Annotated in this window: 12 protein-coding genes; 7 read left to right on the top strand and 5 right to left on the bottom strand. The window is 71.9% G+C overall.

Translation table 11 applies throughout. From position 1 onward, the window contains the following. Positions 1–14: 14 nt before the first annotated feature. The 5 genes from OG562_RS29685 to glgB all read left to right on the top strand — a co-directional run bounded on the left by OG562_RS29685 (position 15) and on the right by glgB (position 9,131). Positions 15–1,274, top strand: coding sequence for a S8 family peptidase (locus OG562_RS29685; RefSeq protein WP_266403231.1), 1,260 nt, complete (start codon positions 15–17; stop codon positions 1,272–1,274). Positions 1,275–1,554: 280 nt separating this feature from the next. Continuing rightward, positions 1,555–3,657, top strand: coding sequence for an alpha-1,4-glucan--maltose-1-phosphate maltosyltransferase (locus OG562_RS29680; protein WP_323187568.1), 2,103 nt, complete (start codon positions 1,555–1,557; stop codon positions 3,655–3,657). Further along, positions 3,654–5,369, top strand: a complete 1,716-nt coding sequence (gene treS, locus OG562_RS29675; protein WP_266403229.1) for a maltose alpha-D-glucosyltransferase — start codon at positions 3,654–3,656, stop codon at positions 5,367–5,369. Before OG562_RS29680 ends, treS begins: the two co-directional genes overlap by 4 nt. A gap of 111 nt (positions 5,370–5,480) precedes the next feature. Continuing rightward, entirely contained in the window at positions 5,481–6,863 is a 1,383-nt protein-coding gene (locus OG562_RS29670) for a phosphotransferase (protein WP_266403226.1), read from the top strand. A 54-nt stretch (positions 6,864–6,917) separates the two neighbouring features. Next, complete coding sequence (gene glgB / locus OG562_RS29665) at positions 6,918–9,131, top strand: 1,4-alpha-glucan branching enzyme (protein ID WP_266403223.1); 2,214 nt, start codon at positions 6,918–6,920, stop codon at positions 9,129–9,131. 22 nt (positions 9,132–9,153) lie between these two features. On the opposite strand, the gene OG562_RS29660 is transcribed toward glgB, so the two are convergent. The 5 genes from OG562_RS29660 to OG562_RS29640 form a co-directional block, all read right to left on the bottom strand. Next, entirely contained in the window at positions 9,154–10,554 is a 1,401-nt protein-coding gene (locus tag OG562_RS29660) for a cytochrome (protein ID WP_266403221.1), read from the bottom strand. 131 nt (positions 10,555–10,685) lie between these two features. Further along, positions 10,686–12,920, bottom strand: coding sequence for a UvrD-helicase domain-containing protein (locus tag OG562_RS29655; RefSeq protein ID WP_266403219.1), 2,235 nt, complete (start codon positions 12,918–12,920; stop codon positions 10,686–10,688). 168 nt (positions 12,921–13,088) lie between these two features. Continuing rightward, a complete protein-coding gene (locus OG562_RS29650; RefSeq protein ID WP_266409608.1) occupies positions 13,089–13,403 on the bottom strand; it encodes a co-chaperone YbbN in 315 nt (104 codons plus the stop codon). 14 nt (positions 13,404–13,417) lie between these two features. Then, positions 13,418–13,831, bottom strand: a complete 414-nt coding sequence (locus OG562_RS29645) for a MerR family transcriptional regulator (RefSeq protein WP_266403216.1) — start codon at positions 13,829–13,831, stop codon at positions 13,418–13,420. A 29-nt stretch (positions 13,832–13,860) separates the two neighbouring features. Beyond that, positions 13,861–14,304, bottom strand: coding sequence for an Lrp/AsnC family transcriptional regulator (locus OG562_RS29640; RefSeq protein ID WP_266403213.1), 444 nt, complete (start codon positions 14,302–14,304; stop codon positions 13,861–13,863). Positions 14,305–14,415: 111 nt separating this feature from the next. Here OG562_RS29640 and OG562_RS29635 point away from each other — a divergent pair, with 111 nt between their 5' ends. Next, positions 14,416–15,327, top strand: a complete 912-nt coding sequence (locus OG562_RS29635; RefSeq protein WP_266403210.1) for an NAD-dependent epimerase/dehydratase family protein — start codon at positions 14,416–14,418, stop codon at positions 15,325–15,327. A gap of 1 nt (position 15,328) precedes the next feature. After that, complete coding sequence (locus OG562_RS29630) at positions 15,329–16,228, top strand: aldo/keto reductase (RefSeq protein ID WP_266403207.1); 900 nt, start codon at positions 15,329–15,331, stop codon at positions 16,226–16,228. The last annotated feature ends 45 nt before the right edge of the window (positions 16,229–16,273 follow it).

Here is a 16,273-nt window from a genome sequence, read left to right as displayed (position 1 = left end):
GGGGAACTCGAACCATGGCACGGACGCGTACCCGGCGTCTGCGCGGGGCAGGGGGCCTGACCGCGGTCGTCACGACCGTGGTCCTGTCGGCCGGCACCCTGCCCGCGCACGCCGCACCGGAGGGGAAGATAGTCGGCGCCGGTCTGCCCGGCTCCGTCGGCGGAAGCTACCTGGTGACGCTGAAAGGGGGCACACAGGCGTCCTCCGCGGCCGGGCGACGCCTCGTCAGGGCGTACGGAGCGAGAATCAGCCACACCTACGGCACGGTCCTCAACGGCTTCGCCGTGGCGGCCGACGCGAGACAGGCCCGGCGGCTCGCCGCCGACCCGCACGTCGCCTCGGTCGTCCAGGACACCCGGGTGACCCTGGACTCCGCAGGGAAGGGGGTCGTGGGGAAGGGGGGCACGGGGAGGGAGGTCGCGGGGAAGGCCGTGGGGAGGAACCCGCCGTCCTGGGGGCTGGACCGCGTCGACCAGCCGTCCCTGCCGCTCGACGACCGCTACACCTCGCCGGCGTCCGCGGGGGCAGGGGTGACGGTGTACGTCATCGACACCGGCGTCCGCGTCACGCACCAGGAGTTCGGCGGCCGGGCGAGCTACGGCTGGGACTTCGTCGGCGGGGACCGCACCGCCGCCGACGGCAACGGCCACGGCACCCATGTCGCCGGCACCGTCGCGGGCGCCCACGTCGGCGTCGCCAAGAAGGCCAGGGTGGTCGCCGTACGGGTCCTGGACGACACCGGCGCGGGCACCACCGCGCAGGCCATCGCGGGCATCGACTGGGTCACCCGGCACGCGCACCGGCCCGCCGTCGCCAACCTCAGCCTGGGCGGCTCCTACAACGTCCAACTGGACGCCGCCGTCCGCGCCTCCATCCGGTCCGGCGTCACCTACACCGTCGCCGCCGGCAACGAGGGCCGGGCGGCCGCTCTGTACTCCCCCGCCGACGTACGCGAGGCCGTCACCGTCGGAGCCACCGACCGCCAGGACGCCAGGGTCGGCTACTCCAACCACGGCTCGGCGCTCGACCTGTTCGCCCCGGGCGTGTCGATCACCTCCGCGTCGTACCCGAGCGACACCGGCCGGGCGACCTACTCCGGTACGTCGACGGCGGCGCCGCACGCGGCGGGCGCGGCCGCGCTCTATCTGGCCGACCACCCGACGGCCACCCCCGCTCAGGTCGCCAGGGCGCTGGTCGCGGGAGCGGCGAACGGCAAGGTCTCCGGCCGGGGCCCCGGTTCGCCGAACAAACTCCTGCAGGTGCCGCCGTTCTAGGCGGCAACGGCGGCGGGACGTCGCAACCGGCTCCATTCCTCCTGAGCGGGGCCGGTCCCGTGCGCGGACATACGCGTGAGTAGTTAACAAAGTGCCGGATTGCTCACCCGAATAGGGTGGGAAGGCTCCTCCGGTACGCCCGGGGTACACGACCCCCGTACGCCCCCGGCACACCCCTCAGCACCCCCCGGCATTCCTCAGCACTTCCCAGCACTTCCCAGCAGGACCCACCTCCCCACATCCATCCGCCCACCCCCCGTTGATGCGGACAGGAGCGGTCATGCCAGCCAGGCGCCACTCGTCAACACCCCCGACGAAGCACACCGAAGCAGCCCGGACAGCCGACCCGGCCGACATGGCCGGCACAGCCGGCACAGTCGGCACAGTCGGCACGGCCGTCGGGCGCATCCCCGTCCTCGACGTCCGCCCGATCGTCCAGCACGGGCGCAGGCCCGCCAAGGCGGTCACCGGTGAGACGTTCGAGATCTCGGCCACCGTGTTCCGCGAAGGACACGACGCGGTCGCCGCCAACGCCGTGCTGTACGACCCCGAAGGCCGCCCGGGTCCCTGGACCCCGATGCGTGAACTCGCCCCCGGCACCGACCGGTGGGGCGCGGACGTCACGCCGGACGCGCCGGGCCGGTGGACGTACACGGTCGAGGCCTGGAGCGATCCGGTCGCCACCTGGCGGCGCCACGCCCGGATCAAGATCCCGGCGGGGATGGACACGGAGTTGGTCCTCGAGGAAGGCGCACGCCTCTACGAGCGGGCGGCCACCGGCGTGTCCAAGCCCGGCGCGAAGCGGAAACGGGCCGTGCTCCTCGCCGCGGTCGACGCCCTGCGCGACGACGCCCGCCCGCCGGTCTCCCGGCTCGCGGCGGCGTCGACGCCTGAGGTGGACGCCGTCCTCGCCCGCCACCCGCTGCGGGAGCTGGTCACCGCCTCCGACCCGCTGCCCCTCCTCGTCGAGCGCGAACGCGCCCTCTACGGCGCGTGGTACGAGTTCTTCCCGCGTTCCGAGGGCACCCCCGAGCGCCCGCACGGCACCTTCCGCACCGCCGCCCGCAGACTCCCCGCGATCGCCGCCATGGGCTTCGACGTCGTCTACCTCCCGCCCATCCACCCCATCGGCGCCACCTGCCGCAAGGGCCGCAACAACACCCTCGACGCCACCCCCGACGACGTCGGCGTCCCCTGGGCCATCGGCTCCCCCGAAGGCGGACACGACGCCGTCCACCCCGACCTCGGCACCCTCGACGACTTCGCCTGGTTCGTACAGCAAGCCCAGGACCTCGGCCTCGAGATCGCCCTCGACTTCGCCCTCCAGTGCTCCCCCGACCACCCCTGGGTGGAGAAGCACCCCGAGTGGTTCCACCACCGCCCCGACGGCACCATCGCCCACGCCGAGAACCCGCCCAAGAAGTACCAGGACATCTACCCCGTCGCCTTCGACGCCGACCTCGACGGCCTCGTCGCCGAGACCCTCCGCGTCCTGCGCCACTGGATGTCCTACGGGGTACGGATCTTCCGCGTCGACAACCCCCACACCAAACCCGTCGTCTTCTGGGAACGCGTCATCGCCGAGATCAACGCCGCCGACCCCGACGTCGTCTTCCTCGCCGAGGCCTTCACCCGCCCCGCCATGATGCGCACCCTCGCCGAGATCGGCTTCCAGCAGTCCTACACCTACTTCACCTGGCGCAACACCAAACAGGAGCTCACCGACTACTTCACCGAGCTCTCCGGCGAGTCGGCCGCCTCCATGCGGCCCAACCTCTTCGCCAACACCCCCGACATCCTCCACGCATACCTCCAGCACGGCGGCCCGCCCGCCTTCGCCATCCGCGCCGTCCTCGCCGCCACCCTCTCCCCCACCTGGGGCCTCTACAGCGGCTACGAACTCTACGAGAACACCCCCCTCAAAACCGGCGGCGAGGAATACCTCGACTCCGAGAAATACCAGCTCAGGCCACGCGACTGGGCAGCCGCCGAACGCGAGGGCCGCACCCTCGCCCCCCTCGTCACCCAGCTCAACGACATCCGACGGGCGAACCCGGCGCTGCACCAGCTGCGCGATCTGCACTTCCATCACGCCGACCGGGAAGCGGTGATCGTCTACTCGAAGAGGAGCGGTTCGAACACGGTTCTGGTGGTCGTCAACCTCGACCCCCACCACACCCAGGAGGCCACGGTCTCGTTGGACATGCCGCAACTCGGCCTGGAATGGCACGAGTCGGCACCGGTGCGCGACGAGCTCACCGGCGAGACCTACTACTGGGGCAGGGCCAACTACGTGCGCCTCGAACCGGGCACCCGGCCCGCGCACGTACTCACCGTCCTGCGACCGTCCAACCCGCAGATCGGAGGGTCACCCACACGATGATCGTCAATGAGCCCGTTCCGGACACCTTCGAGGACACTCCCGCCAAGGACCGCGACCCCGAGTGGTTCAAACGCGCCGTCTTCTACGAGGTCCTCGTCCGCTCCTTCCAGGACAGCAACGGCGACGGCGTCGGCGACCTCAAGGGCATCACCGCCAAACTCGACTACCTGCAATGGCTCGGAGTCGACTGCCTCTGGCTCCCGCCCTTCTTCAAATCGCCCCTGAGGGACGGCGGCTACGACGTCTCCGACTACACCTCCGTCCTCCCGGAATTCGGCGACCTCGCCGACTTCGTCGAATTCGTCGACGCCGCACACCAGCGCGGCATGCGCGTCATCATCGACTTCGTCATGAACCACACCAGCGACCAGCACCCGTGGTTCCAGGAATCGCGCAAAGACCCCGACGGGCCCTACGGCGACTACTACATGTGGGCGAACGACGACAAGCAGTACGCCGACGCCCGCATCATCTTCGTCGACACCGAGGTCTCCAACTGGACCTTCGACCCGGTCCGCAAGCAGTACTTCTTCCACCGCTTCTTCTCCCACCAGCCGGACCTCAACTACGAGAACCCGGCCGTGCAGGAGGAGATGATCTCCGCGCTGCGGTTCTGGCTGGACCTGGGCATCGACGGCTTCCGGCTGGACGCCGTGCCGTATCTCTACGCGGCCGAGGGCACCAACTGCGAAAACCTTCCTGCGACCCATGAGTTCCTCAAGCGGGTCCGCAAGGAGATCGACGCGCACTATCCGGACACGGTGATCCTGGCGGAGGCCAACCAGTGGCCCGAGGACGTCGTCGACTACTTCGGCGACTACGCCTCCGGCGGCGACGAATGCCACATGGCCTTCCACTTCCCCGTCATGCCCCGCATCTTCATGGCCGTACGACGCGAATCCCGCTACCCCGTCTCGGAAATCCTCGCCAAGACCCCCGCGATCCCCTCCCGCTGCCAATGGGGCATCTTCCTGCGCAACCACGACGAGCTCACCCTCGAAATGGTCACCGACGAAGAACGCGACTACATGTACGCGGAATACGCCAAAGACCCGCGCATGCGCGCCAACATCGGCATCCGCCGCCGCCTCGCCCCCCTGCTGGACAACGACCGCAACCAGATCGAGCTCTTCACCGCCCTCCTCCTCTCCCTCCCCGGCTCGCCGATCCTCTACTACGGCGACGAGATCGGCATGGGCGACAACATCTGGCTCGGCGACCGCGACGCCGTGCGCACCCCGATGCAGTGGACACCGGATCGCAACGCAGGTTTTTCCTCCTGCGACCCCGCGCGGCTCGTCCTGCCGACCATCATGGATCCCGTCTACGGCTACCAGGTGGCCAACGTCGAGGCGTCGATGTCGTCGCCCTCCTCGCTGCTGCACTGGACCCGCCGCATGATCGAGATCCGCAAGCAGAACTCGGCCTTCGGACTCGGCTCCTACACCGAACTGCCCTCCTCCAACCCCGCCGTCCTCGCCTTCCTGCGCGAGGCCCCTCCGGGGGAGGGAGAGGACGACCTGGTCCTGTGCGTGCACAACTTCTCCCGCTTCGCACAGCCCACCGAGCTGGACCTGAGCCGGTTCAACGGGCGGTACCCGGTGGAACTGTTCGGCGGAGTGCGTTTCCCGGCCGTGGGCGAGCTGCCGTATCTGCTCACTCTGGCGGGGCACGGCTTCTACTGGTTCCGGCTGCGCCGGGACGCCGTGTAGAACCACCGGGAGAACCGCCGTAGAGAACCCGACGGCGGGGCGGTTTCCGCTGCCTCGCCCGGGGCACCCATCAGTAACACCCCGACCCCCCGGGGAAAGGAATGTGACGCCATGGCGGACACGGTCACACTCTCCGGCACGACAAGCCCCGGCCTCCTCGCGTCACTCGACCCCCTGCTGCGGGAGTGGCTGCCACGGCAGCGCTGGTTCGCCGGCAAGGGGCGTCCGGTCACCGGGTTCTCGCTGGCGGCGGGCACCGAGCTGCTGCCGGCCGCCTCCCGGCTCGGCCTCTTCCATCTGCTGGTCCGCGCCCACCAGCCGGACACCCCGGGCGACTGCTACCAGCTCCTCGTCGGCGCCCGCGCGGCCCTGCCGCCCCGGCTGGCCCCCGCGCTGATCGGACACGTCACGGACGGTCCGCTGACCGGCCGGACCGTGTACGACGCGCTGTACGACGCCCGGCCCGCCGAGGTGCTCCTGGAGGCGCTGCGCACCCGGGCCAGGATCGGCGCCCTGCGCTGCGACCGCGACCCGGCCCAGGAGATCCGCCCGGGGCTGGTGCCCCGCCTGATGACCGGCGAACAGTCGAACTCGTCCGTCGTCTATGGAGATACGTTCATCCTGAAGCTGTTGCGCAAGGTCGTGCCGGGCGTCAACCCCGATCTGGAGCTGCCGCTGGCGCTGGCCCGCGAGGGCTGCCCCCGGGTGCCCGCGCCCACGGCGTGGATGCACGCGGACCTGGACCCGGAGGGCCCGGGGGAGTCGTCCGTGCTGGCCGTGCTCCAGCCGTATCTGCAAGGGGCCTCGGACGGCTGGGAGCTGGCGCTGCGGGAGCTGGCCAAGGGCGAGGACTTCGGCGCGGAGGCGCGGGCGCTGGGGCGGGCCACCGCCGAGGTGCACGGGGCGCTGGCCCGGGCGCTGCCCACGGCGACCCTGGGCGCCTCCCAGATACGGCCGCTGGCGGACGGCATGGCCGCACGGCTGGACGCGGCAGCCCAGGCGGTGCCGGCGCTGCGCCCGTACGCGCCCGCGCTGCGCACCGCCTTCACGGCGCTGGCCGATCTCGCGGCCGAGGGCTGCACCTGGACCGCCCAGCGCGTCCACGGCGATCTGCACCTCGGGCAGTGCCTGCGCGCGCCGACCGGCCGGTGGTCGCTGATCGACTTCGAGGGCGAGCCGGCCCGGCCGCTGGCCGAGCGGCGGATGGCGCAGCCGGCCGTGCGGGACGTGGCGGGGATGCTGCGGTCCTTCGACTACGCGGCCCACTCGTCCGACCCGCCGGCCCCCGGCTGGGCGTCCGCCTGCCGGGCGGCCTACTGCTCCGGATACGCCGAGGTCGCCGGCCGCGACCCGCGCACCGATCCCGTGCTCCTGCGGGCCTACGAGACGGACAAGGCGGTCTACGAAGCCGTCTACGAAGCCCGTCACCGCCCCGACTGGCTCGCCGTACCGCTGTCCGCGATCCACCGCCTCGCCGCCCCCGACCTGCCCTGACCGGCCCTGCCCTGATCGGCCCTGTCCTGACCTGCCACTGAGGAGAACCCGCACGTGACTCCCCCGAAGAAGAAGGCGACAGGCACGACAGCAGCCGAAGCTGTCGACCGCGAGCGGCTGCTGGCCGGCACGCATCACGACCCGCACGCCGTGCTCGGCGCGCATCCGGCGCCCGGCGGGGTCGTCTTCCGGGCGTTGCGCCCGTACGCGCGGTCCGTCACCGTCGTCGCGGGGGAGCTGCGCGCCGAGCTGCACGACGACGGCGACGGCTTCTTCTCGGCGCTGGCGCCCCTGACGGAGGTCCCGGACTACCGGCTTCTGGTGGCGTACGACGACGCGGCCGTGGAGCTCGCGGACGCGTACCGCTTCCTGCCCACGCTGGGCGATCTGGACCTGCATCTGCTCGGCGAGGGCCGGCACGAGGAGCTGTGGACGGTGCTCGGCGCGCACCCGACGGTCCACGAGGGCGTGAGCGGCACCCGGTTCGCGGTGTGGGCTCCGAACGCGCGCGGGGTGCGGCTGGCCGGGGCCTTCAACTTCTGGGACGGCACCGGGCATCCGATGCGTTCGCTCGGCTCCTCGGGGGTGTGGGAGCTGTTCGTGCCGGGGCTGGGCGAGGGCGAGCTGTACAAGTTCGACATCACCCGCCCCGACGGCTCGCACACCCTGCGCGCCGATCCGCTGGCCCGGCGCACGGAGGTCCCCCCGAGCACCTCGTCGATCGTGACGGCCTCGCACTACACGTGGGGCGACGAGGAGTGGCTGGCGCGGCGCGCCGAACTCCCCGTACACGAAGCGCCCTTCTCCATATACGAGGTCCATCTCCCCTCCTGGCGACCGGGACTGACGTACCGTCAACTGGCCGATCAGCTCCCGGCGTACGTCAAGGACCTGGGCTTCACGCATGTCGAGCTGATGCCGGTCGCGGAGCATCCGTTCGGCGGCTCCTGGGGGTATCAGGTCACCGGGTTCTACGCGCCCACGGCCCGGCTCGGCACGCCGGACGACTTCAAGTACCTGGTCGACGCCCTGCACCAGGCGGGCGTCGGGGTGCTCATGGACTGGGTGCCGGCGCACTTCCCGCGCGACGACTGGGCGCTGGCCGAGTTCGACGGGCGTCCGCTGTACGAGCACTCCGACCCGCTGCGCGCCGCCCATCCCGACTGGGGGACGCTGGAGTTCGACTTCGGGCGGCGCGAGGTGCGCAACTTCCTGGTGGCCAACGCCACCTACTGGTGCGAGGAGTTCCACATCGACGGCCTGCGGGTGGACGCCGTGGCCTCGATGCTCTACCTCGACTACTCGCGCGAGCCGGGCCAGTGGACCCCGAACGAGCACGGCGGCCGGGAGAACCTGGACGCGGTGGCGTTCCTCCAGGAGATGAACGCGACGGTCTACCGGCGCAGTCCGGGCGTCGTCACGATCGCGGAGGAGTCGACGGCCTGGGACGGCGTCACCCGGGCCACGCACCTTCCGGGCCCGAGCGGCTTCGGGGGGCTCGGTTTCGGGCTGAAGTGGAACATGGGCTGGATGCACGACTCGCTCGCGTATCTGAGCCATGAGCCGGTGCACCGCAGATACCACCACCACGAGATGACGTTCTCGATGGTGTACGCCTACAGCGAGAACTACGTCCTGCCGATCTCCCACGACGAGGTCGTGCACGGCAAGCGCTCCCTGGTGTCGAAGATGCCGGGCGACTGGTGGCAGCAGCGCGCCGACCTGCGGGCCTACCTCGCGTTCATGTGGGCCCATCCGGGCAAGCAGCTCCTCTTCATGGGGCAGGAGTTCGCCCAGGGCGCGGAGTGGTCCGAGGCGCACGGCCCCGACTGGTGGCTGCTGGACCCCGCCTACGGGGCGGAGGCCGACCACCGCGGCGTTCGCGACCTGGTGCGCGACCTCAACGCCGGCTACCGGCGGACCCCCGCCCTGTGGCAGCGGGACACCGACCCGGCCGGCTTCCAGTGGGTGGTCGGCGACGCGGCCGAGGACAACGTCTTCGCCTTCCTCCGCTACGACGTCGAGGGCTCCCCCCTCCTGTCCGTCTCCAACTTCTCCCCCGTCGTCCGCCACGACTACCGCCTGGGCGTCCCCGACGACGTCCTCGCCTGGCACGAGGACCTCAACACGGACGCGACGGCGTACGGCGGCAGCGGCGTCGCCCGGTCCGACCCGCTCAAGCCCGAGCCCCAGCCCTGGCACGGCCGCCCGGCGAGCCTCCGCCTCACCCTGCCCCCGCTCGCGACGGTGTGGCTGCGGCCTGCCTAGGCCCCGCCGCCGCCCCCGGACGTCAGCCGCCCCCGAACATCAGCCTGCGCAGGGCCGCCAGCAGCCCCCTGGCCTGCCGGTCGCCGCCCGTCGGGGCGTCGCCCGCCGGGACGAGTTCGCCGCTCCGGTGGGCGGGGGTGAGGGCGGGGTTCAGTGCGTAGCGGACCGGCAGCACCTTCAGGCCTCGTACCACCGGGCCCGAGCGCCAGGGCAACTGGTCGTGCGGGAGGGTCAGTTCGGCCTGGGTGAAGTGGTCGAAGACGCGGCCCACGGCGGTGGTGACGATCAGCGAGCCGAGTTCGCGGGCCGCGCTGGGACACTGGTGCGGGCCCGCGCCCCAGCCCAGATGGGCGCGGGTGGAGACGGTGGAGCCGACCATGTGGGAGGAGCCGATGGCCAGCAGGTCCTGGTGGGCGGCCGCGGCGGACGGGGACACGATGTCGCCGGCCCGGATCCAGAACCCGCCCAGCGGCACGTCCCGCGCGGCGAACCGGAAGCACATGTTGGCGACCGGCGGGTTGGCGAGGGCCGCCCGGTTCACGGTCTCGCCCAGCTGCCCGGCGGAGAGGCTGCGGCGGACCGTGGCGTTGCCGCGCAGCACCTCCAGCAGGGTGTTGAGGACCATGTTGCCGGTGATGTCGTTGAGGTAGACGGCGTTCATGAACAGTTCCCGGCCGAGCTGCTCGTCGCTGAGGTCGGGATCGGCCAGCAACAGGTACGAGGTGAGGTCGTCGCCGGGCACCGCACGGCGGTGGGCGGCGAGCCGGGTGAAGGCGGCCAGCGCCCTCCCCGTGGCGGGGCCCGCGTCGGGGCCTCCGTCGAGCATCCGCCACAGGTCCATGACCAGTTCGTCGCCCAGCTCGACCGGGCAGCCGAACAGCTTGGTGGTGACCATCAGCAGCAGCGGCCGGGTGTACTGCGCGCTCAGGTCGGCGAAGCCGGTACGGCCCGACTCGGCGGCCAGCAGGGCGACGAGTTCGTCGGCGTACCGGGCCACGGCGGAGCGCAGCTCCCAGCCCTCGGGGGTCCTGGCGTCCTGGAAGGGGCGCAGGGCCGCGTGGTGGGTGCGGCGGGCCGCCCGGTGCTCCTCCTCGTCCATGAACATCATCTGCCGTACCTCGTAGCCGGCCAGCAGCGGCCAGTCGGGCGGCAGTTCGCCCTGCGCCCGGGCGCGCCAGCAACGGACGTCGCGCCGCCACAGGCTCTCGTTGCGCAGGACCTCCAGGACCTCCCGGTAGTCCAGCACGAGCCACACCGGTACGCCCATGAGGCCGACGGGGGCCACGGGGCCGTACGTACGCCGCAGCCGCCGGTACACCGCGCCGGGGTCCGCGTCGAACTCCGCGGTGAGCAGGGGTTCCACGGGCAGCGAGCCGAGTGCGGGACTGTCGGCCGGTGCGAGGGCGTGGGGGTGCGCTTCCATACCGCCACGCTTACCGCACCGGCCGTGCACGCGCAGTGATCACGGCGTGAACTGTTACGTCTTGGTGATCCTGCGTTACTCCGAGGACTGCCCCGGGCCCGCCCGAGCTCCTCCCCGGGACTGCCCGGGGACTACCCGAGGGCCTTGGCCAGCGCCGTCGGCAGTTCCTCGCCGTGGACGATCCCGAGCCGCTGGGTGGCCCGGGTCAGGGCGACGTACAGATCGCTGGCTCCGTACCGCGCGGGTTCGACGACGAGGACGGAGTCGAACTCCAGGCCCTTGGACTGGCGGGGGTCCAGCAGGACGACGGTCCGGGTCAGGTCCGGCTCCGCACCCGCGCGCACCCCGTCGAGCCGGGCGGCCAGTGCGCGATGCAGGGCGCGCGGCGCGATCACCGCGAGCCGCCCCTCGGCGGGGGTCAGCTCGGCCACCGCCTCGGCGACCGCGCCGGGCAGGTCGCCGTCGGCGGCGCGCGCCCAGGGCCGTACGCCGGTGGAGCGGACGGAGCTCGGCGGCTCGAAGCCGGGGTCCTGGGCGCGCACCACCGCTGCCGCGACCTCCATGATCTCGGCCGGGGTGCGGTAGTTGACGCCGAGCCGGGTGTGCTCCCAGCGGTCCTCGACATAGGGGGCGAGGATGTCCGACCAGGAGCCGACGCCGGCCGCCTCCGCGGTCTGCGCCGGGTCGCCGACCAGGGTCATCGAGCGGGTCGGGCTGCGCCGCATGAGCAGCCGCCACGCCATCGGCGACAGCTCCTGCGCCTCGTCGACGATGATGTGCCCGAACGCCCAGGTCCGGTCGGCCGCCGCGCGCTCGGCGGCGCTGCGGTGGTCGTCCTCCTCGTGCCGTTCGGCGAACCGTTCGGCGTCGATGATGTCGTGCGCGGACAGCACCTCGGAGCCGTCGGGGTCGCCGTCCTCCTTGTCCTCGAACTCGTAGGTGCGGGAGGCGTAGGAGACGTCGAGGACGCCCTGCGCGAAGGCGACCTGCGTCTCGCGCTCCCGCTCCGCCAGCGCCCGGGCCACCCGGTCGTCCTCGCCGAGCAGTTCGGCCGCCTCGTCGAGCAGCGGCACGTCCGCGACGGTCCACGCCCGGGTCACCGGCCGGCGGATCGCGGCGGCGTCCTCGTCGCCGACGTACTCCTCGGGGTGGGCGAGGAAGTCGGCGACCAGGCGCTGGGGGGTGATCCGCGGCCACAGCCGGTCGATGGCGGACCATACTTCGGGGTTCTCGGCGAGCTCGTCGCGGATCTGGGTGATGTCGCTGGCGTCCAGCATGTTCGAGCCGTCGTAGGGGTCCGTGCCGATGCGCTCGGCGACCATGTCCGTCAGCGTGTTGAGGATGTGGCCCTCGAAGTGCTCGCGGGCCGCGTTGTGCGGCAGGTTGACGGCCCGGGTGCGCTCGCGGGCCATGCCCACCAGTCCGTCGTCGAGCATCAGGACCTCGCGGTCGTGCTCGATGGCGAGCACCGGATCGGGCAGCGCCTGCCGGTCGCGTACGACGGCGGCGAGCACGTCCGCCATCGCGGCGCGGCCCTTCACCGCGGCCGCCTGGGGGGTGTCCGTCGCCGTGGCCCGTACGCCCGGGTAGAGCTCGCCGACCGTCGCCAGCAGCACGCCGGTCTCGCCCAGTGAGGGGAGCACCTCGCCGATGTAGCCGAGGAAGGCGGGGTTGGGGCCGACGATGAGGACGGCGCGCCGGGCGAGCAGTTCCCGGTGCTCGTAGAGGAGATAGGCGGCGCGGTGCAGGGCGACGGCGGTCTTGCCGGTGCCCGGGCCGCCCTCGACGACCAGCACCCCGCGGTGCGGGGCCCGGATGATCTCGTCCTGTTCGGCCTGGATGGTCTGCACGATGTCGCTCATCCGGCCGGTGCGCGCGGAGTCGAGCGCGGCGAGCAGGACGGCGTCGCCGGTGGGGTCCTCGTGGCCGGTGCGGGTGGCGTCGCCGAGGTCGAGGATCTCGTCGTGCAGGGCGGTGACCCGGCGGCCGGAGGTGGTGAGGTGCCGGCGGCGGCGCAGGCCCATCGGGGTGTGCCCGGTGGCCAGGTAGAAGGGGCGGGCGACGTCGGCCCGCCAGTCGATGAGGAACGGCGTGCGCTCGGCGTCCTCGGTGCGCAGGCCGATCCGGCCGATGTGGTGGCGGGCGCCCGAGGTGAGGTCGATGCGGCCGAAGCAGAGGGAGCCGTCCACCGCGTTCAGCGCGGCCAGCAGCCCGGAGCGCTCGGCGACGAGGATGTCCCGTTCCAGGCGGGCCTGCATGGGCGCGACGCCCTGGGCGAGCGCGTCGGTGACCGCGGCCTCGGTGTGGCCGCGCAGGGCGTCCACGCGGGTGTACAGGGCGTCGATGAATTCCTGCTCATCCCGCAATTCACTATCTGGAAAGTCGGTGTTTGACAATTCCGCTCCCGGCCGGATATACTGCGCTCAGTGAACTTCTTTGCGACTCGATTATCCTGAAGTCGCGAATCATTGAATATACGCAGAGAAATCCCCCGAGCGCAATTGCTCGGGGGATTTCTTCTTTCCCTGCCGGGATCACAGCACGTCGGACAGCTCCTCCAGCAGCCGCCGCTTCGGCCGGGCCCCCACCATCGCCTTCACGGGCTCGCCGCCCTGGAAGACCATGAAGGTCGGCATCGACAGCACCTTGTACGCGTTCGTGGTCTCGGGGTTGGCGTCCACGTCCAGTTGCACCACCTTCAGCCGCTCGCCCTCCTCCGCCGCCAGCGCGCTGAGCACCGGCCCCATCTGCCGGCACGGCGGACACCAGTCGGCCGTGAACTCCACCAGCACCGGCAGCTCCGCGTCGATCACCTCCGCCGCGAAGTCCGCGTCCGTCACCTCGGGCACTCCGACCGCCTTGGTCACAGCTGTTGTCCTCCCAGTTCGCACCCGGGTTCCGGACTCCCCGGAACCAGCGCGCCGGCGGCCAGCTCGGCGCGCACGAGCTGCCCGGCGACCTGCTCCCGCACCGCCCGCAGCTCGCCGATCAGCGCGTCGAGCTCGTCCAGCTTGCGCCGGTAGACCGCGAGCGAGGCGGGGCAGGCGTCGCCCTGCGGGTGCCCGGCGCGCAGGCACTCCACGAACGGCCGCGTCTCCTCCAGGTCGAACCCGAAGTCCTGCAGCGTCCTGATCTGCCGCAGCAGCTTCAGATCGTCCTCGTCGTACGTCCGGTACCCGTTGTCGCCGCGCCGCGCGGGCAGCAGCCCCCGCGACTCGTAGTACCGCAGAGCCCGCGTCGTGGTCCCGGCCCGTGCGGCCAGCTCGCCGATTCGCATGCCTACGAACGTAAGGCTTGACGTCGACGTCAGGGCAAGAGCGGTTTCCGCGGCACCGGCGACGTCAGCACGATCGACGTCGTGGTCCGCCCGAGCGCGGAGATCTCCCCGAGGACCTCCTCCAGGTGGACCGTGTCCCGGACGGCGACCTTCAGGAGCCAGCAGTCCTCGCCGACGACATGGTGCACCTCGGTGATCTCGGGGCGCTCGATCAGCTCCAGGGTCCTGGGGTGCTTCAGGTTGTAGCCGCCGTGCGGGTTGACCCGGATGAACGCCTGGATGCCGTAACCGAGCCGGCCGGGGACGACCTGGGCGCCGTAGCCGCTGATCACGCCCGCGCTCTCCAGTCGGCGCACCCGCTCGGTGACCGCCGCCGGGCTCAGCCGGACGCGTCGCCCCAGCTCGCTGAGCTTGATCCGGCCGTCGGTCTGCAGAAGCCGGAGGATCTGCCGGTCCAGCCCGTCGAAGGCCACCGACGTTTCCCTGGCTGCGCCTCGCAGCTGCCGTGGTTCTTTCGGTGCGGCGGCCGGAACTCCCATGTCTCCCCCTTCAGAACACCCATGCGGACCGGAAGAATTATGACCATGGAGAAACGAGAGGTCTTGGTCATCGGGGGAAACCGCTATTTCGGCAAGCGGCTCATCGCACGGCTCCTGGCCGCCGGGGACCGGGTGACGGTGCTGAACCGCGGCTCGTCGGCCCCGCCCCCGGGCGCGGTCCACCTGGTCGCCGACCGCGACGACGAGACGGCGCTGAACTCGGCCCTCGGTTCCCGCACCTTCGACGTCGTCGTCGACCAGGTCTGCTACACCCCGCGCCAGGCGACCGTCGCCCGCCGGGTCTTCGCCGGCCGCGCCCGCCGCTATGTGATGACGTCGACGGTCGAGGTGTACGAGCACGAGGACTCCCTCGCGCCGGTGCGGGAGACCGACGTCGATCCGCTGAGCGTGACCGTGGACCTGGAACTCCCCTGGGACGAACCGGAGTTCCTCGATGCCCACTACGGCGAGGGCAAGAGGCAGGCGGAGGCCGTGTTCGCGGCGGACCCCGCGTTCCCCTACGTCGCCGTGCGCGTCGCCCATGTCCTGGGCGGGGACGACGACTTCACCGGACGGCTGGAGCACTACGCCTCCCGCATCCGCGCCGGCGAGCCGATCACCGTGCCGACGGTGAACCACCCGGCGACGTACATCCATGTCGAGGAGATCGCCGACTTCCTGTTCTGGGCGGTGGGCGAGGACTTCGCGGGCCCGGTCAACGCGGCGTCCCACGGCCCGCTGACCACGGACGAACTGGTGGCGGCGGTGGCGGCTCGGGTGCCCGGCGGCGAGCCGGTCTCCTTCCAGGAGGTCGAAGTGGGCGAGGTCTCGCCGTTCTCCTTCTTCCGCTCCTACGGCATGGACAACTCCCGTGCCACGAAGCTCGGCTTCGCCTTCGGCGACGCCCGGCGCTGGCTGCCGACAGCCGTCGCCGAGACCCTCGGAAAGGACGCCTGACGTGCGGTACCGCACCCTGGGCGGCCTGCGGGTGAGCGCGATAGGGCTCGGTGCGATGCCGCTGTCCGTCGAGGGCCGCCCCGACGAGGCGCGCGCCCTGGCCACCGTCCACGCGGCGCTCGACGCGGGCGTGACCCTGCTGGACACGGCCGACTCCTACCACCTGCCCGGCGAGGACCCCGGCCACAACGAACGCCTGTTGGCCCGCGCCCTGGCCTCCTACGGCGGTTCCCGGGACGGCGTGCTGGTGGCGACGAAGGGCGGCCGCGGCCGACCGGCCGGCTCGGACTGGACGGTGAACGGCGACCCCCGCCGTCTGAAGGCCGCCGCCGAGGCCTCCCTGCGCCGGCTCGGCCTCGAGGCGATCGGCCTCTACCAGCTCCACAAGCCCGACCCGGCGGTCCCCTTCGAGGAGTCGGTCGGCGCGCTGCGGGACCTGCTCGACGAGGGCAAGATCCGGCTGGCCGGCGTCTCCAACACGGACGCGGAGCAGATCCGCCGGGCCCACGCGATCCTCGGCGACCGGCTGGTCTCCGTGCAGAACCGGTACTCGCCCGCGGTGCGCGACAGCGAGCCCGAGCTGCGGCTGGCGGCGGACCTGGGCCTGGCGTTCCTGCCGTGGAGCCCCCTGGGCGGCCTCTCCCGCAGCGCCCTGGACGGACCGTCGTCCCGGCCGGCGGACGCCCCGCGCTTCGGCGCGTTCCACGAGATCGCCCGCGAGCGCGGGGTGAGCCCCCAGCAGATCGGCCTCGCCTGGCTCCTGACCCGCTCCTCCACGGTGATCCCGATCCCGGGAGCGAGCCGCCCGCAGACCATCCGGGACTCGGCGGGGGCGGCCGACCTGGTGCTGGACGAGGAGGAGAGGGCGCGGCTGGCGGGGGCGCTGGAGCGGGAGGGGTGAGGGGAGGGCGACAGAGGGCGGTGGGGGGCGGGGGGCGGGGGCGAT

Source organism: Streptomyces sp. NBC_01275, assembly GCF_026340655.1.
Classification (GTDB): domain Bacteria; phylum Actinomycetota; class Actinomycetes; order Streptomycetales; family Streptomycetaceae; genus Streptomyces.
Note: the sequence above shows the minus strand (reverse complement) of the source record. Positions and strands in the feature narration are given on the sequence as shown.

Coding starts and splice junctions, on each gene's coding strand:
- OG562_RS29670 (WP_266403226.1), top strand. CDS start 5,481: ATGGCGGACACGGTCACACTCTCCGGCACGACAAGCCCCGGCCTCCTC.
- OG562_RS29680 (WP_323187568.1), top strand. CDS start 1,555: ATGCCAGCCAGGCGCCACTCGTCAACACCCCCGACGAAGCACACCGAA.
- OG562_RS29645 (WP_266403216.1), bottom strand. CDS start 13,831: ATGCGAATCGGCGAGCTGGCCGCACGGGCCGGGACCACGACGCGGGCT.
- OG562_RS29685 (WP_266403231.1), top strand. CDS start 15: ATGGCACGGACGCGTACCCGGCGTCTGCGCGGGGCAGGGGGCCTGACC.
- OG562_RS29660 (WP_266403221.1), bottom strand. CDS start 10,554: ATGGAAGCGCACCCCCACGCCCTCGCACCGGCCGACAGTCCCGCACTC.
- treS (WP_266403229.1), top strand. CDS start 3,654: ATGATCGTCAATGAGCCCGTTCCGGACACCTTCGAGGACACTCCCGCC.
- OG562_RS29635 (WP_266403210.1), top strand. CDS start 14,416: ATGGAGAAACGAGAGGTCTTGGTCATCGGGGGAAACCGCTATTTCGGC.